This window comes from Nostoc sp., from assembly GCF_036918015.1.
Classification (GTDB): Bacteria; Cyanobacteriota; Cyanobacteriia; order Cyanobacteriales; family Nostocaceae; genus Nostoc.
Genome location: NZ_JBALEO010000056.1, coordinates 40376 through 66588 on the forward strand (window position 1 = coordinate 40376; position 26213 = coordinate 66588).

Annotated in this window: 24 protein-coding genes; 12 read left to right on the plus strand and 12 right to left on the minus strand. The window is 39.9% G+C overall.

Features of this window, described 5'->3' with window-relative positions:
- The first annotated feature begins 887 nt into the window (after positions 1-887).
- From V7K61_RS12820 to hypB, 7 genes are all read left to right on the plus strand, one after another.
- A complete protein-coding gene (locus V7K61_RS12820) occupies positions 888-2102 on the plus strand; it encodes a hypothetical protein (RefSeq protein ID WP_335053663.1) in 1215 nt (404 codons plus the stop codon).
- A gap of 105 nt (positions 2103-2207) precedes the next feature.
- Positions 2208-4556, plus strand: coding sequence for a carbamoyltransferase HypF (hypF, locus tag V7K61_RS12825; RefSeq protein WP_335053664.1), 2349 nt, complete (start codon positions 2208-2210; stop codon positions 4554-4556).
- Between the two features lie 76 nt (positions 4557-4632).
- Positions 4633-4893 carry a HypC/HybG/HupF family hydrogenase formation chaperone gene (locus V7K61_RS12830; protein ID WP_335053665.1) on the plus strand — a complete coding sequence of 87 codons (261 nt, stop codon included), beginning with the start codon at positions 4633-4635 and terminating at the stop codon, positions 4891-4893.
- Between the two features lie 183 nt (positions 4894-5076).
- Positions 5077-6255: a hydrogenase formation protein HypD gene (hypD, locus tag V7K61_RS12835; RefSeq protein ID WP_335053666.1), complete on the plus strand. Its 1179-nt coding sequence runs from the start codon at positions 5077-5079 to the stop codon at positions 6253-6255.
- 85 nt (positions 6256-6340) lie between these two features.
- On the plus strand, positions 6341-7444 hold the full coding sequence (hypE, locus tag V7K61_RS12840; RefSeq protein WP_335053667.1) for a hydrogenase expression/formation protein HypE: 1104 nt from the start codon (positions 6341-6343) through the stop codon (positions 7442-7444).
- Positions 7445-7463: 19 nt separating this feature from the next.
- On the plus strand, positions 7464-7805 hold the full coding sequence (locus tag V7K61_RS12845) for a hydrogenase maturation nickel metallochaperone HypA/HybF (protein ID WP_335053668.1): 342 nt from the start codon (positions 7464-7466) through the stop codon (positions 7803-7805).
- Positions 7796-8620 (plus strand): hydrogenase nickel incorporation protein HypB, encoded by an 825-nt coding sequence (gene hypB, locus V7K61_RS12850; protein WP_335053669.1) that lies wholly within the window; start codon positions 7796-7798, stop codon positions 8618-8620. The genes V7K61_RS12845 and hypB overlap by 10 nt, the downstream gene beginning before the upstream one ends.
- Before the next feature lie 105 nt (positions 8621-8725).
- Here hypB and V7K61_RS12855 read toward each other — a convergent pair whose 3' ends face one another.
- From V7K61_RS12855 to V7K61_RS12900, 10 genes are all read right to left on the minus strand, one after another.
- The gene (locus V7K61_RS12855) at positions 8726-11380 is read right to left on the minus strand and encodes a carboxypeptidase regulatory-like domain-containing protein (RefSeq protein WP_335053670.1); all 2655 of its coding nucleotides are present in this window, start codon (positions 11378-11380) and stop codon (positions 8726-8728) included.
- Positions 11381-11385: 5 nt separating this feature from the next.
- On the minus strand, positions 11386-12204 hold the full coding sequence (locus tag V7K61_RS12860; RefSeq protein ID WP_335053671.1) for a fimbrial biogenesis chaperone: 819 nt from the start codon (positions 12202-12204) through the stop codon (positions 11386-11388).
- A gap of 15 nt (positions 12205-12219) precedes the next feature.
- Positions 12220-12666 (minus strand): hypothetical protein, encoded by a 447-nt coding sequence (locus tag V7K61_RS12865; protein ID WP_335053672.1) that lies wholly within the window; start codon positions 12664-12666, stop codon positions 12220-12222.
- A gap of 153 nt (positions 12667-12819) precedes the next feature.
- Positions 12820-13287 carry a hypothetical protein gene (locus tag V7K61_RS12870; RefSeq protein ID WP_335053673.1) on the minus strand — a complete coding sequence of 156 codons (468 nt, stop codon included), beginning with the start codon at positions 13285-13287 and terminating at the stop codon, positions 12820-12822.
- Positions 13288-14355: 1068 nt separating this feature from the next.
- Positions 14356-14730, minus strand: coding sequence for a hypothetical protein (locus tag V7K61_RS12875; RefSeq protein WP_179064263.1), 375 nt, complete (start codon positions 14728-14730; stop codon positions 14356-14358).
- Positions 14720-15727: an LLM class flavin-dependent oxidoreductase gene (locus V7K61_RS12880; RefSeq protein WP_335053692.1), complete on the minus strand. Its 1008-nt coding sequence runs from the start codon at positions 15725-15727 to the stop codon at positions 14720-14722. The genes V7K61_RS12875 and V7K61_RS12880 overlap by 11 nt, the downstream gene beginning before the upstream one ends.
- Positions 15728-15876: 149 nt before the next feature.
- Complete coding sequence (locus V7K61_RS12885) at positions 15877-16239, minus strand: hypothetical protein (RefSeq protein WP_099100105.1); 363 nt, start codon at positions 16237-16239, stop codon at positions 15877-15879.
- 367 nt (positions 16240-16606) lie between these two features.
- Positions 16607-16918, minus strand: coding sequence for a hypothetical protein (locus V7K61_RS12890; RefSeq protein WP_335053675.1), 312 nt, complete (start codon positions 16916-16918; stop codon positions 16607-16609).
- 2 nt (positions 16919-16920) lie between these two features.
- On the minus strand, positions 16921-17208 hold the full coding sequence (locus V7K61_RS12895; RefSeq protein WP_335053676.1) for a hypothetical protein: 288 nt from the start codon (positions 17206-17208) through the stop codon (positions 16921-16923).
- A 35-nt stretch (positions 17209-17243) separates the two neighbouring features.
- Positions 17244-17666, minus strand: coding sequence for a hypothetical protein (locus tag V7K61_RS12900; RefSeq protein ID WP_335053677.1), 423 nt, complete (start codon positions 17664-17666; stop codon positions 17244-17246).
- Between the two features lie 1019 nt (positions 17667-18685).
- Between V7K61_RS12900 and cysK the strand changes: the two genes are divergently transcribed.
- From cysK to V7K61_RS12925, 5 genes are all read left to right on the plus strand, one after another.
- The gene (cysK, locus tag V7K61_RS12905) at positions 18686-19645 is read left to right on the plus strand and encodes a cysteine synthase A (protein WP_335053678.1); all 960 of its coding nucleotides are present in this window, start codon (positions 18686-18688) and stop codon (positions 19643-19645) included.
- Positions 19646-20238: 593 nt separating this feature from the next.
- Complete coding sequence (locus V7K61_RS12910) at positions 20239-20934, plus strand: LabA-like NYN domain-containing protein (RefSeq protein ID WP_335053679.1); 696 nt, start codon at positions 20239-20241, stop codon at positions 20932-20934.
- A gap of 59 nt (positions 20935-20993) precedes the next feature.
- Complete coding sequence (locus V7K61_RS12915) at positions 20994-21137, plus strand: hypothetical protein (protein WP_335053680.1); 144 nt, start codon at positions 20994-20996, stop codon at positions 21135-21137.
- A 74-nt stretch (positions 21138-21211) separates the two neighbouring features.
- Positions 21212-21922, plus strand: coding sequence for a response regulator transcription factor (locus V7K61_RS12920; RefSeq protein ID WP_335053681.1), 711 nt, complete (start codon positions 21212-21214; stop codon positions 21920-21922).
- Positions 21923-21927: 5 nt separating this feature from the next.
- Entirely contained in the window at positions 21928-23016 is a 1089-nt protein-coding gene (locus V7K61_RS12925; RefSeq protein WP_335053682.1) for a sensor histidine kinase, read from the plus strand.
- A 392-nt stretch (positions 23017-23408) separates the two neighbouring features.
- Here V7K61_RS12925 and V7K61_RS12930 read toward each other — a convergent pair whose 3' ends face one another.
- On the minus strand, positions 23409-24290 hold the full coding sequence (locus V7K61_RS12930) for a succinate--CoA ligase subunit alpha (protein ID WP_335053683.1): 882 nt from the start codon (positions 24288-24290) through the stop codon (positions 23409-23411).
- 272 nt (positions 24291-24562) lie between these two features.
- Positions 24563-25789 carry a succinate--CoA ligase subunit beta gene (locus tag V7K61_RS12935; RefSeq protein WP_335053684.1) on the minus strand — a complete coding sequence of 409 codons (1227 nt, stop codon included), beginning with the start codon at positions 25787-25789 and terminating at the stop codon, positions 24563-24565.
- Between the last annotated feature and the right edge of the window lie 424 nt (positions 25790-26213).

Here is a 26213-nt window from a genome sequence, read left to right on the forward strand (position 1 = left end):
GCCCGAATGCTTTCTCAATATCCCTGAATTCATTCTCATTTGTGTAATTCAGGTATTGATTTTAGTGTTTTGAGAAAGTAAAAAGGCATATTACTTTCTCAAAAGGTCATTTTACTTATTCAAACCCCAGTTTGCTTATTCATTTTAGTGTTTTCCGCAAGCAAAAGTAGCTCTGACTTATTCAAACTCCAGTTTGCTTACTCATTTTGGTGTTTTCCGCAAGTAAAAGGTTATTTGACTTACTCATTTTAGTGTTTTCCGCAAGCAAAATAAGCTTTTACTTTCTCAAACCCCAGTTTGCTTTCTAATTTCAGTAAATCGCGCACTCATGTCAAAGATTCGCTATGTAGCAAAACTTACTAAAAGGTTGTTTGAGAAGTATTTTGCTGTGAATTTAGGCACTTTTAGATCCCCCCTAACCCTCCTTAAAAAAGGGGGAACCTGAATCAAAGTCCCCTTTAAAAAGGGGGATTTAGGGGGATCTAAAACTATCTACAGCGCTTCCGGCAGCTATGAGGTACATCCTCAAAGCTGAAAACTATGATAGGAAATGGCAAGAAGAAAAACTGTACTATATTGCATAATAGCTGTCAGTGCTTTAACCCAAGTTTTTCTAGTCCTCTTCTAGAGGACTTGCACCATTAGACAGAGAATTCTATTCCCTGGCGGTCTGTATTGCATAATAGCTGGAAGTGCTTTAATACCGAGAATAGGATTTTTCAAACATCCTCTAAAGGCTATCTTGAGTTTTTTAAGCTTGATTAATATAGAAGTTGATTAGAGGTTTTAACTTAATTTGAAAAAAACATAATGCAAAACCGTTACTATTGTTACATGCTAATCAAGATTAATGTTTTTAAATAATTATCAGCGTCTATCTGCGGTTCATGGATATCCCAATCATAATTAATCCCATATCACAATTACCGCTAGAAGCAACAGATATTTCTCAATATTTACCTCTATCACCTCAAGGTGCAGAGGTAATTTTAGGTAACATTATCGAACCCGAACAATTAGTGATACCTGTAGCACCTAGTCCCACAACAATGTTTGGGCCTCGTGGTGCTTGTTTGTTATCAAAAACCGGCCCTTTATGGGTATCAGATACCGGACATCATCGATTATTAGGATGGAAAAAATTACCCACACGAGATAGTCAACCTGCTGATTGGGTAATTGGACAACCTGATTTTTATCATGAAGGACAAAATGCTAAAAGTACACCGGGAAGTGCAACCTTAAGTGTACCAACAGGCATTTGTGCTTGTGATGAAGGGTTAGCCGTAGCAGATGCTTGGAATCATCGAGTTTTAATTTGGAAAAACTTACCAGAAGATAACAATGTTCCAGCAGATTTGGTGTTAGGACAAGCTAATTTTATCGATAATGAACCAAATCGGGGAAGTCAACAAGCATCCGCCAGTACAATGCACTGGCCTTATGGTGTTTTCTATCATCAAGGACGGCTATTTATTGCCGATACTGGTAATCGCAGGGTATTAATTTGGCATCAGTTACCAACAGAAAATGGTCAACCTGCTGATGTAGTTTTGGGACAACCAGATATGATATCTCGCAATGAAAACGGCGGTGCTTCTGCAACCGCAGCGAGTATGCGTTGGTGTCACGATATCACCCTTTGGGGAGAAAATTTGGTTGTCAGCGATGCAGGTAATCATCGAGTGATGATTTGGCAGGGAATACCAACAGAAAATAATACCCCTTGTGCAGTAGTTTTAGGACAAAAAAGCTTTGATTTTGTGGAAATGAATCAAGGAGTTTATTTGCCAAGCGCTAGTAGTTTGAGTATGCCTTATGGTGTTGGGGTGGCTGGAGATTGGTTAGTAGTTGCAGATACAGCTAATTCTCGGTTGTTAGGATGGAGAAAGCTAGAATCGATTTTATCACTGCAAGGTGTAGTGGCAGATGGGTTAGCAGGACAAATAAATTTTCAAAATAAAGGTGAAAATCGTAATTTCGGACTACCTAAACGAGATAGCTTAAATTGGTGTTACGGGATAAAAATTTGTGGTAATACAGCAGTGATAGCTGATTCTGGAAATAACCGAATTTTACTGTGGCAGTTTAATAATTTGTAATATGATAAACGAACCGCAAAGTACGCAAAGTACGCAAAGAAAGAAATAAGAAGCCAAGGAAATTTGGCGTAGCCTCATTTCGTAATTTTTGAAAGTCAGATTTATATGGCGACTGAAGAAATTAGAGTTCGCGGTACTGTTCAAGGAGTAGGATTTCGCCCTACTGTATATCGTCTGGCTAAAGCCTGTGGTTTGCGTGGAGATGTTTGTAATGATGGACAAGGTGTATTAATTAGGGTATCTGGTAGTGAGAAAGCAATCACAGAATTTGTTGCCAGATTGCAAACAGAATGTCCACCATTGGCAAGAATTAATCAACTAACAAGAACTATTTATGAAGGTGAATTGAAATTTGATAATTTTGTAATTTCTACTAGCGTCAGTAATGCTATTAAAACAGAAATTACCCCTGATGCAGCCACTTGTTTGCAATGTCAACAAGAAATATTCGACCCCTTTAGCCGCTTTTTCCGTTACCCCTTTACTAATTGCACTCATTGCGGCCCCCGACTGAGTATTATTCGTGCCATTCCTTATGACAGATGCAATACCAGTATGTCTGCGTTTGCCGTATGTTCAGAATGTGGAAAGGAATACCACGATGTTGAAAATCGCCGTTTTCACGCCCAACCTGTCGCTTGTCATGTTTGCGGCCCCACAGTTTGGTTAGAACGCACTGATGGTAAATCGGTTACTGCTTCCATGTTTTCGATGTTGGATGATGTCGATGCCGTTTGTACCTTGTTGCAAAAAGGTGAGATTGTGGCAATAAAGGGTTTAGGTGGTATTCATCTAGCTTGTGATGCAACACAGGAAACCGTTGTACAAAAACTGCGTCAGCGAAAAAAGCGCTATCATAAACCCTTTGCTTTAATGGCGCGGGATATTGAAATAATTGAACAATATTGTATTGTCAACGCCAAAGAAAAAGAATTATTAACAAGTTCTGCTGCACCAATTGTTTTATTACAAGCTTCAGATAAAAAACAATTAGCATCGTCAGTTGCATTAGGGCAAAATACCCTTGGCTTCATGCTTCCTTATACGCCCCTACATCATTTAATTCTGCGGCGGATGAATCGCCCAATTGTTTTAACAAGTGGCAATATTGCTGATGAACCACAATGTATTAATAATGACGAGGCAAGAGAAAAATTAGGAACAATTGCTGATTATTTTCTCTTTCACAATCGAGAGATTATTAATCGGGTAGATGATTCGGTTGTGCGTGTTCTTGGTGATAAAGTTCAAACAATTCGCCGTGCCAGAGGATATGCACCAGCATCAATTAGTTTACCACCAGGATTTCAGAATGTACCGCCAATTTTAGCAATGGGTAGTGAGTTAAAAAATACCTTTTGTCTATTGCGTGAAGGAGAAGCGATTCTTTCTCAACATCTAGGAGATTTAGAAAATGCTGCGGCTTTCAATACTTATCAAGACACTTTAAATTTATACTTAAATTTATTTGAGCATCAACCAGAAATAATTGCCATTGACAAACATCCTGAATATCTCTCAAGCAAACTTGGTAAAGAAATTGGGGAAACAAATCAAATCAAAGTTTATCCAGTTCAACATCATCACGCCCATATCGCCGCTTGCATGGCTGAAAATGAAATTCCTTTAGATTCGCCTCCAATATTAGGCATTGCTTTAGATGGTTTAGGTTATGGCGACGATGGCACACTCTGGGGTGGAGAATTTCTTTTAGCAGATTACCGGAAATTTAAACGCCTAGCAACATTTAAACCAGTAGCAATGCTTGGTGGTGAACAAGCAATTTATCAGCCTTGGCGTAATACTTATACCCAATTATTAGCTGCTAACCTTTGGGATGATTGCGAAGAGAAGTATTCTGATTTAGAAATATTTAAATTCTTGAAAAACAAGCCACTTAAACTACTCAATCAACTTATAGAGAAAGGTATTAACTCTCCTCCGGCTTCATCAGTGGGGCGGTTGTTCGATGCAGTGGCAGGGGCTATCGGTATTTATAGAGATGAATGTAGCTATGAAGGACAAGCTGCGATCGCAATGGAAGCTATAGTAGATGTTAGCAGCTTAAATAATGATAAAGAAACCCTAATATATCCTTTTAACTTTAGCTTTTCAGATAGTATTTATTGTATAGACACCCCCTCAATGTGGCAAGCCTTGCTCAATGACTTACAGCAGCAGATTCCCCAACCAGTTATAGCTGCTAAATTTCACAAAGGTTTAGCTAATGCAATAGTGGAAATGGTTAAACATCTTAGTCAAGAGAATCTGATTAATCAGGTAGCTTTAACAGGAGGGGTATTTCAAAATTGTATATTGTTAGACCAAGTTACCAAAGGATTACAAACATTGGGAATCAAAGTACTTACTCACAGCTTAGTTCCCGCTAATGATGGCGGGTTATCTCTAGGACAAGCAGTTATTGCAGCCGCACAATTAATACATGAGTCTTGATTTTTGAAAAAACTCACAAATAATTCTCTCTGTGTTCTCCGCGCCTCTGCGGTTAGTTTATCTTCAAAATAAAAAAATGTGCTTAGGAATCCCCGGACAAATTATAGAAATTACCAGCACTAACCATAAATTAGCCATAGTTAACATTGGTGGTGTTAAGCGCGAAGTAAATATTGCTTGTATCGTTGATGAACAACATCCCCCCGAAGCTTGTATTGGTGATTGGGTGCTAGTACATGTTGGCTTTGCGATGAATCGAATTAACGAACAAGAAGCGGCAGAAACATTACAACTCTTTGAAGAATTAGCAGCAGCACAAGCAGGGATTAGTACTTAAATAATATTTGTTATCACGCAGAAAAAGAGTTTCAAACTTCTTTCTTTCTTTCTTTCTTTCTTTCTTTCTTTCTTTCTTTCTTTCTTCTTCGCGCCCTTTGCGTCCTTTGCGGTTCGTTAAAAAAACTCCCTACCACAAAAGCGAAATTAACAGATACATAAAACTCACTACTCCTCACTTCCTATGAAATATGTTGACGAATTCCGCGAACCAGAAAAAGCTGAAGCCATCCGCCGCGAAATCGCCAAATTAAGCCACCAGCTAGAAAAACCCATCAAAATCATGGAAGTATGCGGCGGACATACTCACTCCATTTTTAAATATGGTATTGAAGAAATATTACCCCAAACCATTGAACTAATTCATGGGCCTGGTTGTCCAGTATGCGTGATGCCAAAAGGGAGATTAGATGATGCGATCGCAATCTCTCAAAATCATAACGTCATTTTTGCCACCTTTGGCGATGCCATGCGAGTTCCCGGTTCCAACACCACATTACTGCAAGCCAGGGCACAAGGTGCAGACATCCGTATGGTGTACTCTCCCCTAGATAGCCTGCAAATTGCCAGAGATAACCCCGACAAAGAAGTAGTCTTCTTCGCATTAGGCTTTGAAACCACAGCCCCCAGCACCGCCTTCACCATCCTGCAAGCCGCAGTCGAAAAAATTCCTAACTTTAGTATGTTTTCCAATCACGTCCTCGTGATTCCCGCCCTCAAAGCACTATTAGATAATCCCGACTTACAACTAGATGGATTTGTTGGCCCTGGCCATGTCAGTATGGTAATTGGCACCGACCCTTATGAATTTATTTCCCAACAATATAATAAGCCAATTGTCGTATCAGGATTTGAACCCTTAGATATTCTCCAATCAATTTGGATGCTATTGCAACAGCTAGTAGAAAATCGTTGTGAAGTCGAAAATCAATATAATCGAATTGTCCAAAAATCTGGAAACACAGTAGCCCTCCAAGCCATAAATAAAGTTTTCGCCGTCCGAGATAGTTTTGATTGGCGCGGCTTAGGTGACATCCCCTATTCAGGATTAAAAATTCAACCTGAATATGCTCAATTTGATGCCGAACTTAAATTTACCATTCCTAACCTCAAAGTAGCCGACCATAAAGCTTGTAAATGTGGAGAAATTCTCAAAGGAGTCTTAAAACCTTGGGAGTGTAAAGTATTCGGTACAGCTTGCACACCAGAAACACCAATCGGTACTTGCATGGTATCTTCCGAAGGTGCTTGTGCAGCTTATTACAAATATGGGCGACTTTCCACCATTGCCAAAAGAACAATCGCCCAAAAGCCAAAAATAACTCAAGAACCCCTCCCCGCCTGCGGCTTCTCCTCAGACTAATACTCAGCGTACCTCCGCGCTTCCCAGCCTGCGGCAAGCCGCAAAAGCGTCTACTGCGTTCCTTTGCGTTTAAAAAAAGTTTAATATGAATTTTCCCCCCACAAACCCAATAAAAAATCCCCTATTCCAAAAAATAGAACAAGTCCGCCGCCGCAAAAGTAAAGTGCAAGACACTCATATAACTCTCGCACATGGCAGCGGTGGTAAAGCCATGCGCGATTTAATAGATGATATCTTTGTCAGCAATTTTGATAACCCAATTCTCTCACAACTAGAAGACCAAGCCAGCTTCAACTTAACCCCTCTCCTCCAACAAGGAGACAGACTCGCATTTACAACAGATTCTTATGTTGTAGACCCGTTATTTTTCCCCGGTAGTGATATAGGAGAATTAGCTGTAAACGGTACAGTTAATGATTTAGCTGTCAGTGGTGCTAAACCTTTATACCTAACTTGCAGCGTAATTTTAGAAGAAGGATTACCTGTTGAAATTTTACGCCGTGTCGCAAACAGTATGAAAGCAGCCGCAGAAAAAGCTGGTGTTCAAATTATTACTGGTGACACAAAAGTTGTACATCGAGGTGCTGCTGATAAACTCTTTATCAATACTGCTGGTATTGGTATCATCCCACGAGGAGTTAATATTTCTGCTCACAATATTAAACCTGGAGATGCCATAATAATTAATGGTGAAATAGGCAATCATGGAACAGCAATTTTAATTGCTCGTGGCGAATTAGCATTAGATACTAATATTGAAAGTGATTGTCAGCCATTGCATAGTTTAGTAGAAACTATTCTCCATGTATGTCCCCAAGTTCATGCTATGCGAGATGCTACACGCGGAGGTTTAGCTACAGTACTAAATGAATTTGCCCTCAGTTCCGATGTGGGGATTCGTCTTTTTGAAGAATCTATCCCAGTGCGGGAAGAAGTCAACGGAGTTTGTGAAATTCTCGGTTTAGACCCATTGTATTTAGCTAATGAAGGTAAGTTAGTTGTAGTGGTTCCAAAAGAGAATACTGACAACGTTTTATCAGCGATGAAATCTCACCCAGCAGGCAAAGATGCTTGTATTATTGGCGAAGTTATTCCTTCACCCCCAGGTATCGTATTATTAAAAACAGCTTTTGGTGCTGAAAGGATTGTTGATATGTTAGTAGGCGACCAATTACCACGAATTTGTTAATCTTTAATAAATTTATAATATGCACGAATTTGGAATTACCCAAAATATTGTGGCAATTGTGACTGAACACGCCAAAGGCGCAAAAGTACAGCGAGTTTTATTAGAAATTGGCAAACTTTCAGCCATTATGCCCGACGCAATCCGATTTTGTTTTGATATTTGCACTCAGGGTACAGTTTTAGAAGGGGCGATACTACAAATTTTGGAAATTCCAGGTTTAGGAAGATGTCGCCAATGTGGTGCAGAAATTTATTTAGATAAACCATTTGGTATCTGTAACTGTGGTAGCGTGCAATTAGATTTAATTACTGGTGAAGAACTGAAAATTAAAGAAATAGAAATAGAGGAATTATGTGTGTAACTTGTGGTTGTTCGGATGATGGTGAAGCTAAAATTACCAATTTAGAAACAGATGAAGCTGAACATAACCATCATCACCATACTCATACTTTACCAGATGGAACTGTCATTACTCATTCCCATAGTCACGATACTCATATAGAAGCGCCTCAAATTCATGCCAAAATACACAACACAACGATATCCTTAGAACAGAATATATTAGCAAAAAATAATTTAATAGCAGCCCAAAATCGGGGATGGTTTAAAGGTCGAAATATTCTCGCCTTAAATTTAATGAGTTCTCCCGGTGCTGGCAAAACAACTCTTTTAACTCGCACAATCAATGACTTAAAGCAGCAATTATCTATTAGTGTCATTGAAGGCGACCAAGAAACTGCTAACGATGCCAAAAAAATTAAAGAAACAGGTTCTAAAGTCATCCAAATCAATACCGGAACAGGCTGTCATTTAGATGCCTCAATGATAGAAAGAGGTTTACAACAACTGAATCCGCCACTGAATTCAGTTGTGATGATTGAAAATGTCGGAAATTTGGTTTGTCCAGCCTTATTTGATTTAGGAGAACAGGCAAAAGTCGTGATTCTCTCCGTCACAGAGGGAGAAGATAAGCCGCTAAAATACCCGCATATATTCCGTGCAAGTGATATCATGATTCTCACTAAAATCGATTTGCTACCTTACCTGCAATTTGATGTTCAAAAGTGCATAGAATATGCTAAAGAAGTAAATCCCAAAATTCAGATTTTTCAGGTTTCTGCAACTACTGGTGCTGGGTTAGATAATTGGTATAAATGGCTAAATGTATCGTTATAATAAAAACTCTGCGCTTTCCTTTGCATTTAAACTAAAAACTATCTTCAAAAAATTAAATCCCTGAATTAGAAAAGAACAAACCATTGAAATAGTGTGGTTTACTGCTTAAGGCTGTTGCAGGTTAAATTCTTGAAAATGCTGAGAGGATTCGTTAAATGTGACTGTATTTGGTTGAACTATCCGATCGTTAACTTTGAGTTGATAGGTGCTTTGTGGCAAACGCTCTAGATAGTAAACGCCAGCATCATTAGTTACAGAAAAATGGTGTTGCTCTGATTTTGTTGCAATTGCTTCTACACGCGCACCACCAACTGGCTTACCTGTGGTATCTGTAACCACGCCAGAGAGAGTATAGGAAGCACGAAGTGGGATGAAAACAGAAGTGTAACTACCAGCAACTACTTCTACTGCATAGCTATCTAGAGCAGTTTCCCAATCTATAGGAAATCCCGCCGGATCGACATCAAGACGATAGGCTCCTGGTACAAGTGGTACGAGAATCCGCTGTTTTTGGACTTGTGGACGAAATGATTTGATTGGTGAGTTATTCAGAATAAAGAGTAAATCAGAGTTTTCTGTATATATTTGTTCGCCTCGATCGCGTTTACCGTTATTATTATTGTCAAAAAATGGTTGAATTAATAATCCCCCTACAGAACGCAATCTATCTGATTTGCGATCGCCTGGAAATAATCCCCCCCCACCAAAATTAAGGCCAGAAAGAATTTCTAAACTATAGGAAGCTTGTTCAGAGCTAAGAGAACCACCTTCATACCGTCCTCGTACTAGTAACCCTGGGATGACAGCAGTTTCCAACATCACTATTACACCCGAACTGCGAGAACCCATACCATATCCTAATTCCACATCCCAAATATTTCTGCCATCGGTTGCTAGTTGTGGAGAACGATAACGCCAAGCTAAAGTTGCTAGGTTCTCAAACTGATTTAGGTTGCGTGTTTCGTAACCAAGTTGTAGAGAATGGCCACCCTGTAAAACAGAGCTACCAGATAAGTTGTAATCTAACTGCGATGTTGTACCAATTTCATTGCCTTGATGACTAAACGATAATAACCCGAAACGTTGGTAAAGATTCCAGCGCCAGCGATTTTCTGCGTCTACAGTAAAACGCCCTAAAGTGAGCAATTTTCCCAGGCTAAATGATGTTTGCAATCCAGTTTCCCAACCATTACGACTGTCATAGTTGCCCAACATAGTTAGGTTAGGGGAAATGCGCCAATCTAAGTTAAATCGGCTAGAAAATTTATCAGTATTAAATCTGGCGGTGATGTTCTTTGTTGGAAACAAACGCACATCAGCATTAATATCCCATTTACTATCTTTATCCCCTGAAAGTATCGAAGCTGCAATCTCTATAGGAAAAGTATTAGGGCGAAAAAATATTTCTCCCAATCCTTTAATATTTTGATCGTAGATTACACCAGCACCCACAGTTAAGTTTTCCGATACGCCCCAGCGACGAGCAATTCCCCCTTGAAATTTGGTAAAATCTCCCAAAAAACTTTGATTGTTTGCGCCTGATAATTGCCGCCGCCAGCCACCAGATACAATGGTTGCTGATGATCCTTGGGGAATCTGTCCAGGAAGATTAGAGAAAGTAGCAGTGCGGATTTCTGGTTGCGCTGTTAGTCTGCCTTCGGGATAAAGTAAAACACGATAGTTACCGCCTAAAGCTTGGCCGCCAACTGCTAAATTTTCAAAACGGTAGACTCCAGAGGAATCTATCAAAACTTCAGCAATGGGGCGATCGCCTAAACCTTGTGTTAGTCTGACTAAAGTTCCTGGTGCCGCTTTGCCAACAATTGTGCGCCCAATTTGTGATGCTTGTAACCGTTGATTGGGACTAAAACTACCGCCTTCTAGTGGTACTAAGGTTTTAAATCCTTGTCTTTGAATAGTTGTAAAACCCCAATATTGTTCGCTACTTTGACTACGCCAAAAAGTCGGCTGAGAACCCATAACATAATCAGCTTTATCTGTTTCCCTTAAATACTGTGCCTCAGCTAAATTCCAAGTTTGGGAGTCTGTCAAGTCTCTTTGATTGGCACGTAAAAAGAAACTACCATTTAAAATTGTACCTACGGCTGTTGTTTCACCAGCAAAAGTAGGAGTTGATGTCACTGAACCGCTAGTATTGACTCTTTGTTCAATAGCTGTGAGAGTTTGTTGAGGGGCTTTAACTGTTGGTAATCCTTCTAATTGGATCGGGACTGTAGTATTATCCTGTAGAGATGATCCTGTTTTTCCTAACCAAGGAGGATTTAAAGTGATGGCATAATCATTAATATCAAATTCAGCTGTCACCCCGAACAGAGTTTGCAATTGTTGAACAGAAAAGACCACTCCTAACTCTGGATCATTAATTAATTGCTTGGGGTCAATGCGAGTCACCAAACCAGGAGAACGAACTTCTAACTGTCCGTCTGGTAAAGATTTAATTGATAGCTTTAATACTTGAATTACCGCATCGTAGGTAATCAACCAATTTTCTAAATTAATTGCTTCTGTCCCATTTTCTTTGCCCCGCACAGATGTACTGGGAAGGACATTGTGCTTGCCCACATTTACGCCTACTGGGAAAACAGAAAATCCTTCTGTCAGCGCTATCTGCGGTGCAGAAGATTGTTGATTAGCTTGGTGAATTAAATTTTCCTTAGTATCTGCTGCTGATGCCTGTGTGGGAGTGAATGGTAGCAGATAAAAAGTTAAGAATGATAGTATCCAGTAAAACTTTTTCACTTGCCCTAATTGACATTAGCAGGAATTGTCAATTTGACAGTAAATTTCTGCTTATTTTGATTCTTGTCGCCCCAGACTAACTCACCACTCAGTTGGTATTCACCAGCAGCGAGGGCTGTTTCTTTTGGCTGAGGACGATTTAATGGAATGTAGCGATCGCTTTCGGCAATAATGAAATTAGGATCGACATTGCCTTGTTTAATTACCTTATTTCCTTGCTGCAAAGTCCACTTAACTGCGGCTCTAGCCGATGCCTTGCCTGTATTTTTAACTAACAGTTGAATTTGCTGTTGCTTTTGATTCCAACGAGCATTATCTACTACTATATTTGGAGATAAGTTGCCTTGATGTACATAAACAGTCGCACCTATTCTAGTAACGATATTTATCTTGTTACCATTGCCATCTTTTGTCTCATCCAACTTTTCTGTAAAAATTATAGAGCGATATTCGCCATCAGGAAGATTAGCAGGAAAGCGGGTTATCAAACGTACCCGTCTGGTAACTCCTGCCGGTATGACTAACTCTCGTGGGGAGAATTGTAGATAAGGATTGAGGTCATTAGGACTAGAAGTTAAAGTTTTAAACCCAGTATCGCGATCGTAGGTAAAAGGTTGGGCATATACGCGAGCACGAAAAGGTTTGTCACTACTGTTACTAATGTTAATACTAGCTTGAGATTGACCGCGATTAGCTTGCAAATCAATGATCATCGGTGACAGACTAACTTGTGCTTGTGCAGGAATGCTCGTAAATAAAGTTGCTAATAAAACCCAACTAGCTAATTTTAAAGTGGAAGCAAACAGTGAAGATTTAGTAATCATGATTCATCTAATCAATTAAGGTACAATAGTTAAGACAACAGAGAAAGCATAGTTGCCTGCTGCAATTGGACTACCTTTATCTACAGATATATTGATACTTAATGGAGTTATTCCCGTAGATAAAGGTAATGAAGAACTTTGTTGATCGGAACTTGTAGAAAGACCAGTAGATGTTTGCACCGTGGCAATTGAAGAAACTGGCGTAAAATTCTGACCAGCCGTTTGAGTGGGTGATGATATAATCAAGTTAAATGAACCGTCACAAGTAACAGAAACTTCGCTAGCAGCCCCAACATCAGAAGAACTTGCTAACTTGGTTGGCAAAATACCACCACTGTCTACTAAGTAACCAGGTATTAGTTGACTAAAACTGCAATTAGAAGTTTGGGCAGTTGCAGCTTTAGTCATAATTACCGTCAAGATAACGGTAGAAATTATCAAATAACGTAAAATAATCAACATTTACCTACAGATTAAATGTTTCATACTGTAAATAAATTTCTTTTTGAATAGCAATATAAAATCTTGCTAAATTACAGTATTTTCCTGAAATAAATAATGCTCCTAACAAAGCAGTTAGGAGCATTAAACTACGAACTCCAACCCAGATTTTTCTTATGGGGTCGCTGTCAAAGTCACGGTGTAAGCATAAGTATCGGCAGGGATAATATTACCGCTGTTGCCGGCAGTCATAGCTACTGTAAGATTTGCTTTCTCACCAGTAACTAGAGTTATGGCAGTACCAGTGTCAGTTGTATTAGCGGATAAAGTCGTACCACTTGCAGCCACTGAACTTGTTTTTGTACCAGTTAAGATACTTCCAAGGTCTTGAACTGGTGCAGCCACACTCAGACTAGCAGGAGAATTACAAGTCACATCAGTTGTTGCACTTGTTCCACTTAATGAAGTTGCGTTAGCACCACTAGTTGTTATAGAACCTGCAACAGGAGTGCTTCCAAAAACACAAGTCCCAGAAACAATACCACTAAAAGTCACATCCCCATCTACAGCAAAAGCGCTAGGAGCAGCAACTATTGTGCCTGTAATTAACAAAGCGGAAGCTAATAAAAAACGACGGATCATGATGATTCTCCTCACTTTAATAGATGATTAAGCTTGATTTTTGAATTGATTAATTGTTTGTTGATTTGGAATTTAGCTACTGCTAATGATTTTTAATTTAAAATCCAAACTTTTTGAAAAATTCAATCGTGTCGAATGCAATTATCTGTTGGAGAGTTTTGATTAAGTTGTCTCTCAACTCGGTTGCTTTCGATACTGTTAATATAACAACCTGAAAAAATATTAATAAGCGAAACATCACCCAAATTTTAATAGGTGCTATCTGAGTAAAACCACTACAAAAGGTTCAGTAAGGAGATAAGTGTTCATCCTTACGCCTATGCCTTCAACATCCAACATTACTGATGTTTAGCGGCTAAAATTAATCTCAGCGATTGAAAGCATACTGCTTAATAAATAAGAACACTCCTAAAAAAGCCATAATTACTTCTTAAGTCAAGTCTTACTCATCAGATATTCCACAAGCCTATTGCGGAATTACTCACTAAATGCTTTAATTTGCAAGGCTTTCAGAAGATTAGGCAAGAGCAGATAATAACAAGGTATTCAGTATCTCAATGTCCTTTGTGAGCAAACTTGCGTAAATGTCTCCGCATAGCTCTGAAAATATCCGTAGTTGTATTAGTACTCTAGGTTCGCTTACTTGCGAAGGGTAAGATGGAATTAAGTCTTACACTACCTGAGATGTAGTTCATAGAGAGATTCTGAGAATTTCATAAGTTTCTGAAATCTCGATTTTAAATAGATTACTCATAACAAAAGCACTAATATACCCCAATACTTCTCAGTTAAAGACAAAAGGGGAAAGGGAAAAGGTTTGAATTCACCTTTTATCCTTTACCCCTTAAGCTTTTCCCAGACTATACGACTCCTATTTAATTTTTGAACGCATACTGAGACTGAAAGACCTGATAAAACAGGCTTTTATCTGAAATCTGGCTCAGAAGTCAAATAGGATTCCTATATGAGGGAAATTTTTAGGCTTAACCGAAAAGTATTGATGTGGAAGAAAGCGATAAGGATAAATAAGCTATATTTTGTGTGATTCCCAATTCTGGCCTATTTACCTCAAAGCCAATCTCGATAAGCAGATATTTCATTTACGCTGATTTCAAACGGCGTCCCCTTCCCAAATGGCGGATAAACGCGGATTTTGCCATTGCTAGCAAACCGCTCTAACCTATTACCTAACTGGGGAATATTGCTGACAATATGCCAGTAAGATACTAAGTCAGGGCAATCAATAATTAATGTGAGGATGCTAGCATTTGTTGTCAGATACCACTGACAATTAGATAATAGGACTCGCGTAATGCGATCGCAAGCTAGAAAAAAGCATCTGCCAGTAGACTGTTCTAGCTCCATTTGCAGCATTCCATCCTGTTTTGTTACCTCAGTGGGAGGTAAATCATCGGGAGGAAGCAAGTATAGTTTAGAAGACATAATTTCGCACCTCTTGGTTGTAGCGCGTCAAACTGTCCAGGTTTTTTTGCAAATCCGCAGACGAGGGTTTGAGTGCTAGCGTACCTAAATTTAATTCGTCCTGAAATTTCTTGATTCTGTCTCGACAAGTCTCCACATCACCGATAATTGAATTCTCAATCAAATAATCTTCATCGAAACAAATATTTGTGCGGTCGAATGGTTTTTGGTTGGGATTCGCACTGTTTTGCAATACTTCAGCCGAATTAGCTTTCATTTTCTGGCTAAATTGGCGAACGAAAGGTAACGCTTCACTCACAGCCTCATCGTATGTTTTGCCAACAAAAAAGAAGCGTGCCAGCACTAAATTTTCCGCACCACTAGAATTTAAGGCTCGATATTTGGTAACAGTATCCTTCAATCTCTCTAGGGAAAATGGCGGCCCACCCATCAAGCTGAAGGAATGTTTAGCAGCAAGCTCAATACCGTCATCACCACCAGTGGCAACATACACTGGTATTTGACTTTGCAATGGTTTTGGGTAAATCGTTAAGCGATCACATTGATAATATCGCCCATTAAATGATACATCAGTTTCATATAAGAGCTTTTGAATCAGTGCGATCGCCTCTAGCATCTTGGGACGGGATTCACTTGGGAGTGTCGCAAAATGCTTGTTTTGTTGGGGAAAGGGGCCGCCTTTAGCAACTCCAAATAATAATCGTCCATTGCACAAGTTATCCAAAGTGGCAATATCTTCCGCCACCCTAATGGGGTTATGGAATGGCAGCAACACTGCCGCAGTGCCTAATTGGATAGTTGAAGTCAATCCCGCCAAATGTGCCATTAACACCAACATGGACGGGCTGAGATTAGATTCACTAAAATGGTGTTCACTCACCCACGCTTCCTCAAAACCTAAGCTTTCTGCCTGTTTTACCAGTGCAACTTGCTCAAAGATGGCACGACGAGCATCTTGGTGAAAATTATCGTAATTGCAGAAAATTCCAGTTTTCATTACTTGCGTTGATACTTTGTATTCACCGTAGGTGCTGGTTATTCTAGTGGTCGATAGGTTTGTAGTAAGCACAAAGCGTGCTTAAATATTTGAGGAATAAAGTCCTCTCTACAAAAGCATTTACCCCTCTCAATTAATGCGATGAATCACTAAGTTGCAACCCACTGCAACTCCAACCACAGACGTGGGTTGTTCTCTTTGACCTTCGACATCGGATCGCGCAATAATCGCTTGGCATTCATACAAACAACCTGGATTAGACCCATATTGTCTGCTACTTCTCTAAGTATTTGTTTTTGAGCTTGCACACAGGAAATCATTTCGTCAGAGCAATAAATTCCTATATATTGCAAACGTCTGGCAGGTCGTCCCCAAAAACAGGTGATGACTTTCACATAACACCCATCCAGCAATTCTCCAACTTGCGGGTAGTAATGGTTGACGACTCTTGTGAATTCTTTGGCTAAGATATCTTCAGCAATCATTGGAACTGATATTTCTGTAGCGTCCATCACGCTATTTAATATAACATAATTTTATCAATTAAAGATGACAAAATAGCTTATTAAGCTTAAATAAAACCTTAAATATTACATAAAAAAAGAGGTGTACCTCATTTGGCATCACCTCAGATTTGCGTAAAGCGTCTTTATATTAAAAATTCGTAATTCGTAATTCGTAATGAGATTAGCAGACTCGCCAACGTAACTATGTTATACATAGATTAAGATTTCAACCCTAACCATAATAAATGTTACAACTTTTAGAGATCACTGACTCTAAGTCTTGATTTAATTACGAATTACGTTAGCGCAGCGTTAGCGACGCAGGAGCGTCATTACGAATTATTGTTGAATTCCAACTTTTGAATTTTAATTATTAGCGAGTATTGCGTTCACAAACTAAAACCTCTGCGATGATATCTGGAACATTTACAAAATCTGTAAATCCTTCCGAACCACGGATTGGTGAAATAAATGTATAGTTTGGATCGCACGCTCCAGTGTCATATACTTGAATAAACCACCGATCGGGAAATCCTTCTATACCTAATTCCACAGTGTACCAACTCTCGCCAATCAGACGAGAGCTAAAAATTGTAAACCACTCTCGGTTCTCTTCTGAAATATTCCAATCTGCCATCAGCAGTTCTAAAGCTATTTGTCCCGCATCCGTTGAAGTCAACAGCATTTTTACTCCTTACTTGCAACTTCAGTATTTGCAACTTCAGTACTGGGAACTTCTGGGTATAAACCTAATTCTTTAGCTAGCTCACGCGCCACAAAAAATAAAAATTGGGCACCATCTTGATTGCCTTCATGGGCAAACATAGTTGCTACTTGTAACATTGTTTGTACTAAACCAGAATCAATCAATTCTGGCTTAGATTCTAAAATTTCTGGTTCTTGACCATTAGGACATCTGAGTAACTCATCAATCAGATTAAAATACAGGCTTTGGCGTTGTTCTTGGTCTGTCATGGTAATTTTCTTGATTTTAGTAAATTGTGAATAAGTTACTGTTCGATACTTTGGTGCCACAGTCTTTCCAACATTTCAACTTGTTCTTTTAAAACAGCAGCACGATGAACTAGATATCTGTCGTAAAAGAGAATCCCTAACCCAACACAAATTGGGGTTAACAAGAAGAACCATTGCAGGATAGTGGCAAATTTATATTGTTCAGCAACACTCAGCATTTGATGAACCACATTACGATCGGAGGATTGAATGCTAGTCTGAGGGGAATGTGTACCCTCTTTCTGGGGAGCCAAGACGGGAGCATCTGTAGTTGTGTTGTTAACTTCGTAAGCTAAATTCTGAGATTTTACTAACTCCAGATGTCGCTCCCAAATTATGCCAAATACTACTAGTCCTGGTGAAAGCATTGCTAAAGTAACGACGCAAACTGTAAGAACATTTAAAAGTTTGGCTTTCATCTTGGCTCTCCCTTGCTAGGTAGTATGCACCCAGTAAGAAAATATCTTTTGCTGTTTATCTAAAGTAGTTATATAATTTCTACCTCTTAAACAGTTTTGATATTAAAATATGTGTAATCGGTAATTTTTACAATCATTAGTTGCCAGTTATTTTCTCGTCACTACTGACTACTGACTAATAAAAAGTTACCACAATTTTCACAAAACATAGGATTATTCAGTCAGAAAGAACGCACTTAGATTCGGGCATCTGGTTTCATCCTACTCTCAAAAGGGAGATTAAGAAGTCCCCCCTAGTTCACTAAGCTTTCGCTCAGGAATGTTGGGGGGTAGAGGGGAATCTCTGCGTAAATCCTATACGATTTATATCAGCCGCTCTCCACCAAACAGTTTACCCCAGCCCTGTTAAGATTATTAAATTCATTAGAATAGTACTCAAAGCCTGTAATCCACACGTGATAAGTCTTATAAAAATTAATTGGGGTATGGGTGCTAGTGTTTTTCGGACGGGGTTCTAGTATTTTCGAGGTGGGGTTCTGGCGTTTTTGTACTCAATCTCAAAGCAATGTAGGCAATGGTTAAAGACTGTTTTAGATGCAATTTGGGACTGACAAAATCTGCACTCAAAAGAAAATATCAATGTCTCTTGATAAAGATAGACTAAAAAATGAGGAAAAGCAATTAAATATTTTGAAAGCAAATTATATTTTCAGAATAAATAGAAAATAATGAAAAAAATATTCATATATACAGAATTATAAAAATTGAATCTCAACCCAAAAGACAATAGTCAGCAATTCCAAATGGTAAACTAGAAGAATGGTAAGCTAGCCTCTTCTAAAGTGAGAATCAATGGGAATATCTCATAAAAGTTCTTCCTAAACTTTCATATTTTGTGGTTTAGTTAGAATGCATAGTATATGCACTCATTGACATTAAACTGCAAAATCAATACATCAAAGCTTATTGTTATAAGTAAATACTCTGTACTTAAGATTTAGGATTTTAGGGGTTAAATAATGCGGATTGCTCAAGACATAACAGAACTAATTGGACGAACTCCTTTAGTTCAACTAAACAAAATTCCTCAAGCTGAGGGAGTAGTTGCAAGGATAGTTGTTAAATTAGAAGGCATGAACCCAGCGGCTTCGGTGAAAGACCGCATTGGGTTAAGTATGGTACTCTCGGCGGAAGCTGCTGGATCAATTTCCCCAGGAAAAACCATTTTAGTCGAGCCTACTTCCGGTAATACAGGTATTGCTCTAGCAATGGTAGCAGCCGCGCGTGGCTACCGTTTGATTTTGACGATGCCAGAGACTATGAGCCAAGAACGACGCGCTATGCTGAGAGCTTATGGTGCAGCTTTAGAGTTGACACCAGGTGCTGAGGGGATGCGGGGAGCAATTCGCAAAGCCGAAGAAATTGTGGCTAATACTCCTAATGCCTTTATGCTGCAACAATTCTGCAACCCTGCTAATCCCAAAGTTCACCAAGAAACCACTGCTGAAGAAATTTGGGCAGATACAGACGGAGAAGTAGATATCGTCATTGCTGGGGTAGGTACTGGTGGGACGATTACTGGGATTGCCGAAGTACTTAAGCAGCGCAAAGCGACTTTTAAAGCGATCGCAGTTGAACCCAGCAACAGCCCAGTTCTCTCTGGTGGTGAAGCTGGGCCACATAAAATTCAAGGTATTGGCGCCGGATTTATCCCAGATGTTCTCCGCCTAGAATTGGTTGATGAAGTAATTAGAGTCAGCGATGAACAAGCGATCGCTTATGGGCGACGTTTGGCAAAAGAAGAAGGCTTATTATCTGGGATATCATCTGGTGCAGCTTTGTGTGCCGCAATTCAAGTCGGTAAACGTCCAGAAAATGCCGGACGTTTAATCTTGATGATTCAGCCTTCCTTTGGCGAACGTTATCTCAGCACACCAATGTTTCAAGATTTGTCTTTAGAAACTGCTGGCGCGCGTTAAGCAAATAGGGGGACAAGAGAGCAACGAATCATCTCTGTCCTTCTCATTTGGCTCCTATATAAATTAATACAACTTACTTTTTGAGTTACCTTTTGAGGTGCGATCGCATCTCATATTACGTTATTAGTGCTTCTAACTCTTTGACACTCCCACAACTGCGTAAATATTGCTACGCTCCTTCCCCCTAAAAGCAGTGGGATTCTTGTGCGGAATTTGCCTATGTTGGGTTGCCCCTATTACAGGTCTTACAGTTCATGCTTACCCAATTATAGATATAGTGCTTCTGGCTTGAGTGCAATACAGATTTAACAAAAACAGCCCTTACCCTGACCAAAAGATTTATTTTATCGAAACTCTTGCTGTCTGGGTGGGTAAGGATTAACATATCTGTGGGCAGAGGCAATATCTCGTTAAATCAACCATAACAATAGTGAAAACCTTGTGCTGTCTATTTTGAATCTTGTTTAGCAGTAGTTAAACTTACCTGCATATAGTGACTTAAGACCATTACCTGCTAGGTTATAAATCAAGCACAGACTATACTATAGAAAATTTAGTCAAAATTCTTTACAGCTTTAAAATCAGAGGTATCAATGATTATAACTAATTTTAGCAAACAAAGAAATGAATTTAAGGAATCTAAAGTACTCAAAGCGAAACCACATTGGCAAGGGCAAAATTTGAGCGATACTGCTGTCAAAGGTAAAGATACCAAGATGCGAGATCCTGCACCTGATAATTTGATTTTGAATAACTTAAATCGTGGTCGAGTTGCTATTTTTATTGATGGCTTAAGCCTCTTCCATACAGCCTTACAACTCGGCATAGAAATTGACTACGTTAAATTGCTTTGTCATTTAACCAGCGGTTCCAGACTATTGCGTGCTTTCTTCTATACTGGGGTTGATATCAGTAATGAAAAGCAACAGGGTTTTCTATTGTGGATGCGTCGCAATGGCTATCGCGTAGTGGCAAAGGAACTGGTTGTACCAACAGAGAATTTCAAAAAATCAAATCTGAACGTAGAAATTGCTGTAGATATGATAACTTTAGCTCCTTACTATGATACAGCGGTTTTAGTCAGTGGCGATGGAGATTTAGCTTATGCTGTGAACGCTGTCAGCAGAATGGGCGTTCGGGTAGAAGTAGTCAGTCTGCAAACAACGACTAGTGAAAGTTTGATTGATGTTGCTGACTGCTTCATTGACCTCGATAGTATTAAAGCACACATTCAAAAAGATTCTAATCTTGGCTATAGTTATCGCACGTCGTCAAATTCAAACCTCTAATTAACAAGAGGTGGAGAGTGGGAGACACAGGGACGCGGTTAAACCTGGATTTCTCACAAGTGAGAAATCCAAGGGGTGTGGGAGGTGTGGGAGGTGTGGGAGGATGGGGAAGAAGTCTTACCTCCCACACTCCCCACACTCCCCACACTCCCCACACTCCTCTTCCCCTGAAGCCTACACTATGCGTGAGAAATCCGGGTTAAAGATATCTTTGTGTCTCCTTTTCCCCATGACTTCGTGACCTGCTTTGCCCATTTTGCTCGACTTTATATTTCAGATGGATATTTTAATAGTTGAAGATGAACCAGAAATTGCTCATTTAATTGAACTCTCTTTAGAAAAAGAGGGATTTTTTTGTCGCACTAGCCGCGATGGCGTGAATGCTTTGCGGATGTTTCAAGAGCAACCACCGGATTTAATCATTTTAGATTTAATGATTCCTGGTTTGGATGGGTTGGAAGTTTGTGCCCGAATTCGCCAGAAACCAGGTGCAAAAGATCCTTACATTCTAATGCTCACGGCTAAGGGTGAAGAAATCGATCGCGTCATTGGTCTATCTACTGGTGCTGATGATTATATGGTCAAACCCTTTAGCCCCAGAGAGTTGGTAGCTAGGGTACGGGCACTATTACGGCGTAGCCTCCGCCAAGGGGGACAACATCAAGTCAATCGTACCCAACACTTTATTGTCGATGTAGACCAGCGCACTGCCAATCGCCAGATGAATTCTCAAGAAGTTGAAATTTTGGACTTAACTACCCTCGAATTTAACTTGCTAACCACCTTTGTCAGTAATCCTGGTCGAGTTTGGAACCGCACTCAACTAATTGATAAACTTTGGGGAGATAATTTTTTTGGCGATGAACGAGTGGTAGATACTCATGTAGCTCGGTTGCGAAAAAAGATTGAACCCGATCCGGCAAATCCGACTTTTATTAGAACTGTTGTTGGGGTGGGCTATAAATTTGAAGATCCTCTGGTAGCGTAAATGTTATGAAGATGGGGCTGAGAACGCGGCTATTTTTCTCCCACTTAGTAGTAATGATTGTGGGGGTAGCTAGTCTGGTGAGCATCAGCAAAATCTCTTCCCCCCGCTTGTTTGTCTTACATTTGGAAGGATTAGAAAATCAGGGGTTCGACTTAATCGATGTCCGTGCTGAATTGGTTACAGGATTTGAACTTGCTTGGCAGCGAAGCACTATTTGGTCTGTCTTAGTCGGTACTACCGCCGCCGGAGGATTGAGTTACTGGGTGTCTAGAAGGATTATGCAGCGATTGACCGAGATGGAACAAATCACCCAAAAATTTGCTGCTGGTCAGATGGATGCACGACTACCTGTGTCTGACATTCCAGAACTTAGTGGATTGAGCAGTAGTTTCAACCGAATGGCTGCCAGTTTAGAAGGCGTAGAAGCGCGGCGGCGAGAAGTGATTGGAGATATGACCCATGAACTCCGCACACCATTAACCGTGGTGCGCGGTTACTTGGAAGAACTGGCTGATGGGGAAATTGAAGCGTCTCCTGAAATCTATCGGCGTTTAGCGAAAGAAACTCGACGCTTAGAGCGATTGGTGAACGATTTACAAGAACTATCTAAGGCAGAAGCTGGTTATCTACCAATTAATACCCAACGGGTAAATTTGCGTCCGTTGTTAGAGTCATTAGTAGAAAAATTTACCGACCAACTATTGGAAGATGGGCCAGTTATGCTCTTGAAATGTCCATCTGTGCTACCTCCTGTATTGGCAGATATTGACCGCACGGAACAGGTATTGGTTAATCTGCTAGGTAATGCAGTTCGTTATACTAACGAAGGTTCAATTACCATTACTGTTGGGACTGAAGCTTCTCTTCTCTGGATTGCGGTTAGTGATACAGGCATTGGTATTGCTCCAGAAAATTTGCCTCATGTGTTTGAGCGCTTCTGGCGAGCTGACCAATCACGCGATCGCCATTCGGGAGGTACTGGTATTGGTTTAACTATTTCCCGCCGTTTGATTGAACTACAAGGCGGTCAAATTCAGGTAGAAAGCGAATTGGGAGTTGGTAGTACGTTTCGATTTTTTCTGCCTTTGGCTTGAGTTGAGCCATAAAATCTTGAAATCTCAGGGATTGACACAAGGTAGTCATGGCTGTGTCATACCCAATTGCTAATTTGAAAGTATCCAAAATTCTAGCTTGTTGATGAATGCCAGGATTTTAGAAATGCATAGAGTGTAACATTATGTCTACTTTTATTTTGGCTGCTTTTTTGGTTAGTTTACTCAGTGCTTCGGGTTATGCTGCGATCGCCTACCTGTTCCCTCAAAATCGCTCATTAAAATAATTCGTAATTCGTAATACTTCGGCTACGCTCAGTACAAGTTCGTAATTCGTAGTTAAAAATTGAATTACGAACTTGTACTGAGCTTGTCCTGAGCGTAGTCGTTGGCGCAGCCTCTCGTAGAGAAGGGCGTAGCCGAAGTATTAGTAATTAGTTAATCTCTTTTCTCAATAATTCTGGAATTTGAGAAGGGCGTTCTGCTACTGTAACTTCCGCTTCTTTTAAAGCAGCTAATTTACTTTGGGCTGTGCCAAAATTGGGATCGCGTCCGATAACTGTTGCTAAAGTCCCGGTTTGGCGCCAAGTTTTTCCTGGTGGTGCAAGTCTACCTGCAATGTAGGCAATTACTGGTTTATCAATTGCCTCAGCAATATACCGCGCTGCTGCTTCTTCACTACCACCACCAGGTTGACCGACTAAAACGATCGCTTGTGTGGTTTCATCCTCATCGAGAATTTGCAGCCATTGCAAAAATGAGGAACCAACGATCGCATCACTACCAATACTGACACTAATCGACTGCCCTAAACCTGCTTTTGTTAATTCGTAGGCGATTTCGTAGGTGAGGGTGCTACTACGGCTAACGATCCCCACTGTTCCAGGGGTATAAAATTCGCTGGGTTGAGTTCCTAAGAGAATTTTTCCCGGTACAATGATCCCCGGACTATTTGGCCCGATTACCAAAGTTTCACAGGCTTCGGCTTTGCGGAGTAATTGCACCATATCCAAAGGCGGCACACCAGCAGTAATAATAATAATCTGGCGAATCTTAGATGCGATCGCTTCTAATGCTGCATCTAACACGTCGTAAGGATCTACACAAATAATTGTCGTGTCAATTGCCCCAAATTGTTCTATTACTTCCTCTACTAAATCAAATACTGGCAGTCCATACAATTCTTGTCCGCCGCATCCAGGATTAACACCAGCTACTAAATTCGTGCCATAAGCTTTCATTTGAGCAACATGAGTGCCTGATATAAATTCACAAAAGCCTTGAATTAAGACTTTACTTTCTGGCGTTAGGTTCATAAAAAATTACCGTAAGTTTGATAACCCAGTGCCTTCAACCACTGGGCATATTGATTCAATTTTTACTGAAATTCCAAAAACTAGTTTTGAAGCCGAGTGTTCCAAAAGTCAGAAAACTAGCCCCTAGCTAGGAATATCCAGTTTGAATGCACTATATAATTTAGTTCCAGAAAGCAAAGCTTTACTTGATTTGAGCATCAAATTCAACAATTTATACCCGACGGTAAAAACTAATAATTTTTGATTTTTGAATTGGAACAAAATGACATTCACTATCTTTTATTAGCCGTTGGTTTAGCAAGGAGAACTGCTGCTGCCACTGCCTCATCTAAATTTTCTACCACAACAAGCGCATCGGTGTGGGTTTTTAGTGTTGTCAAATATTTTCTCGCAGTGTTAAATTCAGAACCAGCAAGACGGACAACTAAGGATGGAAAATTAAGCTGTCGTCGAACTTTACTACCATTAGAACGTACAACCTGTGATTGAAGTTCGCTGTTGTCTTGCTGCACAACTCTAGCTATAACTTCAGTCACTTCCTCAATTTGCGGAATGCTACCCAGAAAGTTAATTAGTATTACTTGAATGCTTTTATCAGCCTCCAGCATTTTCAAACCTGTTTCTAGGCGATCGCGGAAGGTAGTTGGTGTAGTATCTGTAAGGAAAGCATGACGCAGATTCAAACAAACACCTGGGTTGCCACCAGCATTGGCAACTAAATCTAAAGTTGCCATCACTGAACCAGTACCATTACCTAAAATACCGATTTTTCCATGCATTTGCACACCATCCCAGTCACCCAAAATACCGTTAATTTCAGTAGTGGTATGACGACTGATAATTTTTGCTGCCATCTCGGCGAGATCGGGATGACGCTTGATCGACCGTTCGTTGACCCTGACTTTACCATTAAGAGCCATAACTTGACTAGTAGTACTGACTGCCAAGGGATTAATTTCGACTAAATCCAGGTCTTTTTGGACAAATAAGTGGTACATCTTCTCCACAACGCTGCTTACCGACTGCATCAGCGTCCCTTGCAAACCCATTTTTAAAGCCAATCGTCGCGCATAAAATGGCGAGAATTCCTGTTCCACAACAACATGGTGCATTCTTTCCCCAGCGGATTCCCAATCGATATCTGCTTCTTTGCAACCTAAAAGTACCGGTCGGCAGACAGCTGTATCTAAAACCACTGCTAGATAAAATTCTTGGTTGGCGTCGTATTTAGATTCTGCCAGCACAACTTCCGGCAATTCGCCCCATATTGGTAAACTAAAGATATTTTGAGCTGCTGCGATCGCATCAATAGTCGTTTGGGCAAACCTGACTCCACCCGCTTTTGCCCGTTCCGCCCCGTGAACTTGAGATTTCAGTACAATTGGAAAGCGAATTTTTAACCTTTTCAAATCTGTAGGATGGTCAATTCGTTGCGAAGGCAATACCGGAATGCCTATCTTCGCAAACCATTCTTTAACTTGGTACTCTAATAAATCCATTGATACACCTTGTATTAACACTTTCCAAGATTTTGGTTATTCCTGTCTTGATATTTTGCAGCACCTTTATTGCAGAATTAACCTTTTTGCAGCTATAAAAACTTATTTTTCACGGATCAATTTTATCGAATTCAGCAAATTAAGCATATTAATTTTGATAGTCAACTTGTTTGTGCCAGAGCCACAACACATAATTAATCTCCTCAGCAAGTTTCCCAGCATAGAAGATAACTAGCATTTTTGTCAAAACCCTCTGACATAGCATCGTTTTCTTAACCTTTAGATAATTTGGTAAAAATTGCTCTGCAACTAGAATTTCGCAAAGCAGTAGCTTTTGTGAATTTAATTATCGCAAAGTAATGCAGTGAAAATACTCAAACATTCTATTATTCCCATTTTTTATTTGTAATTTATATCTGAAGAC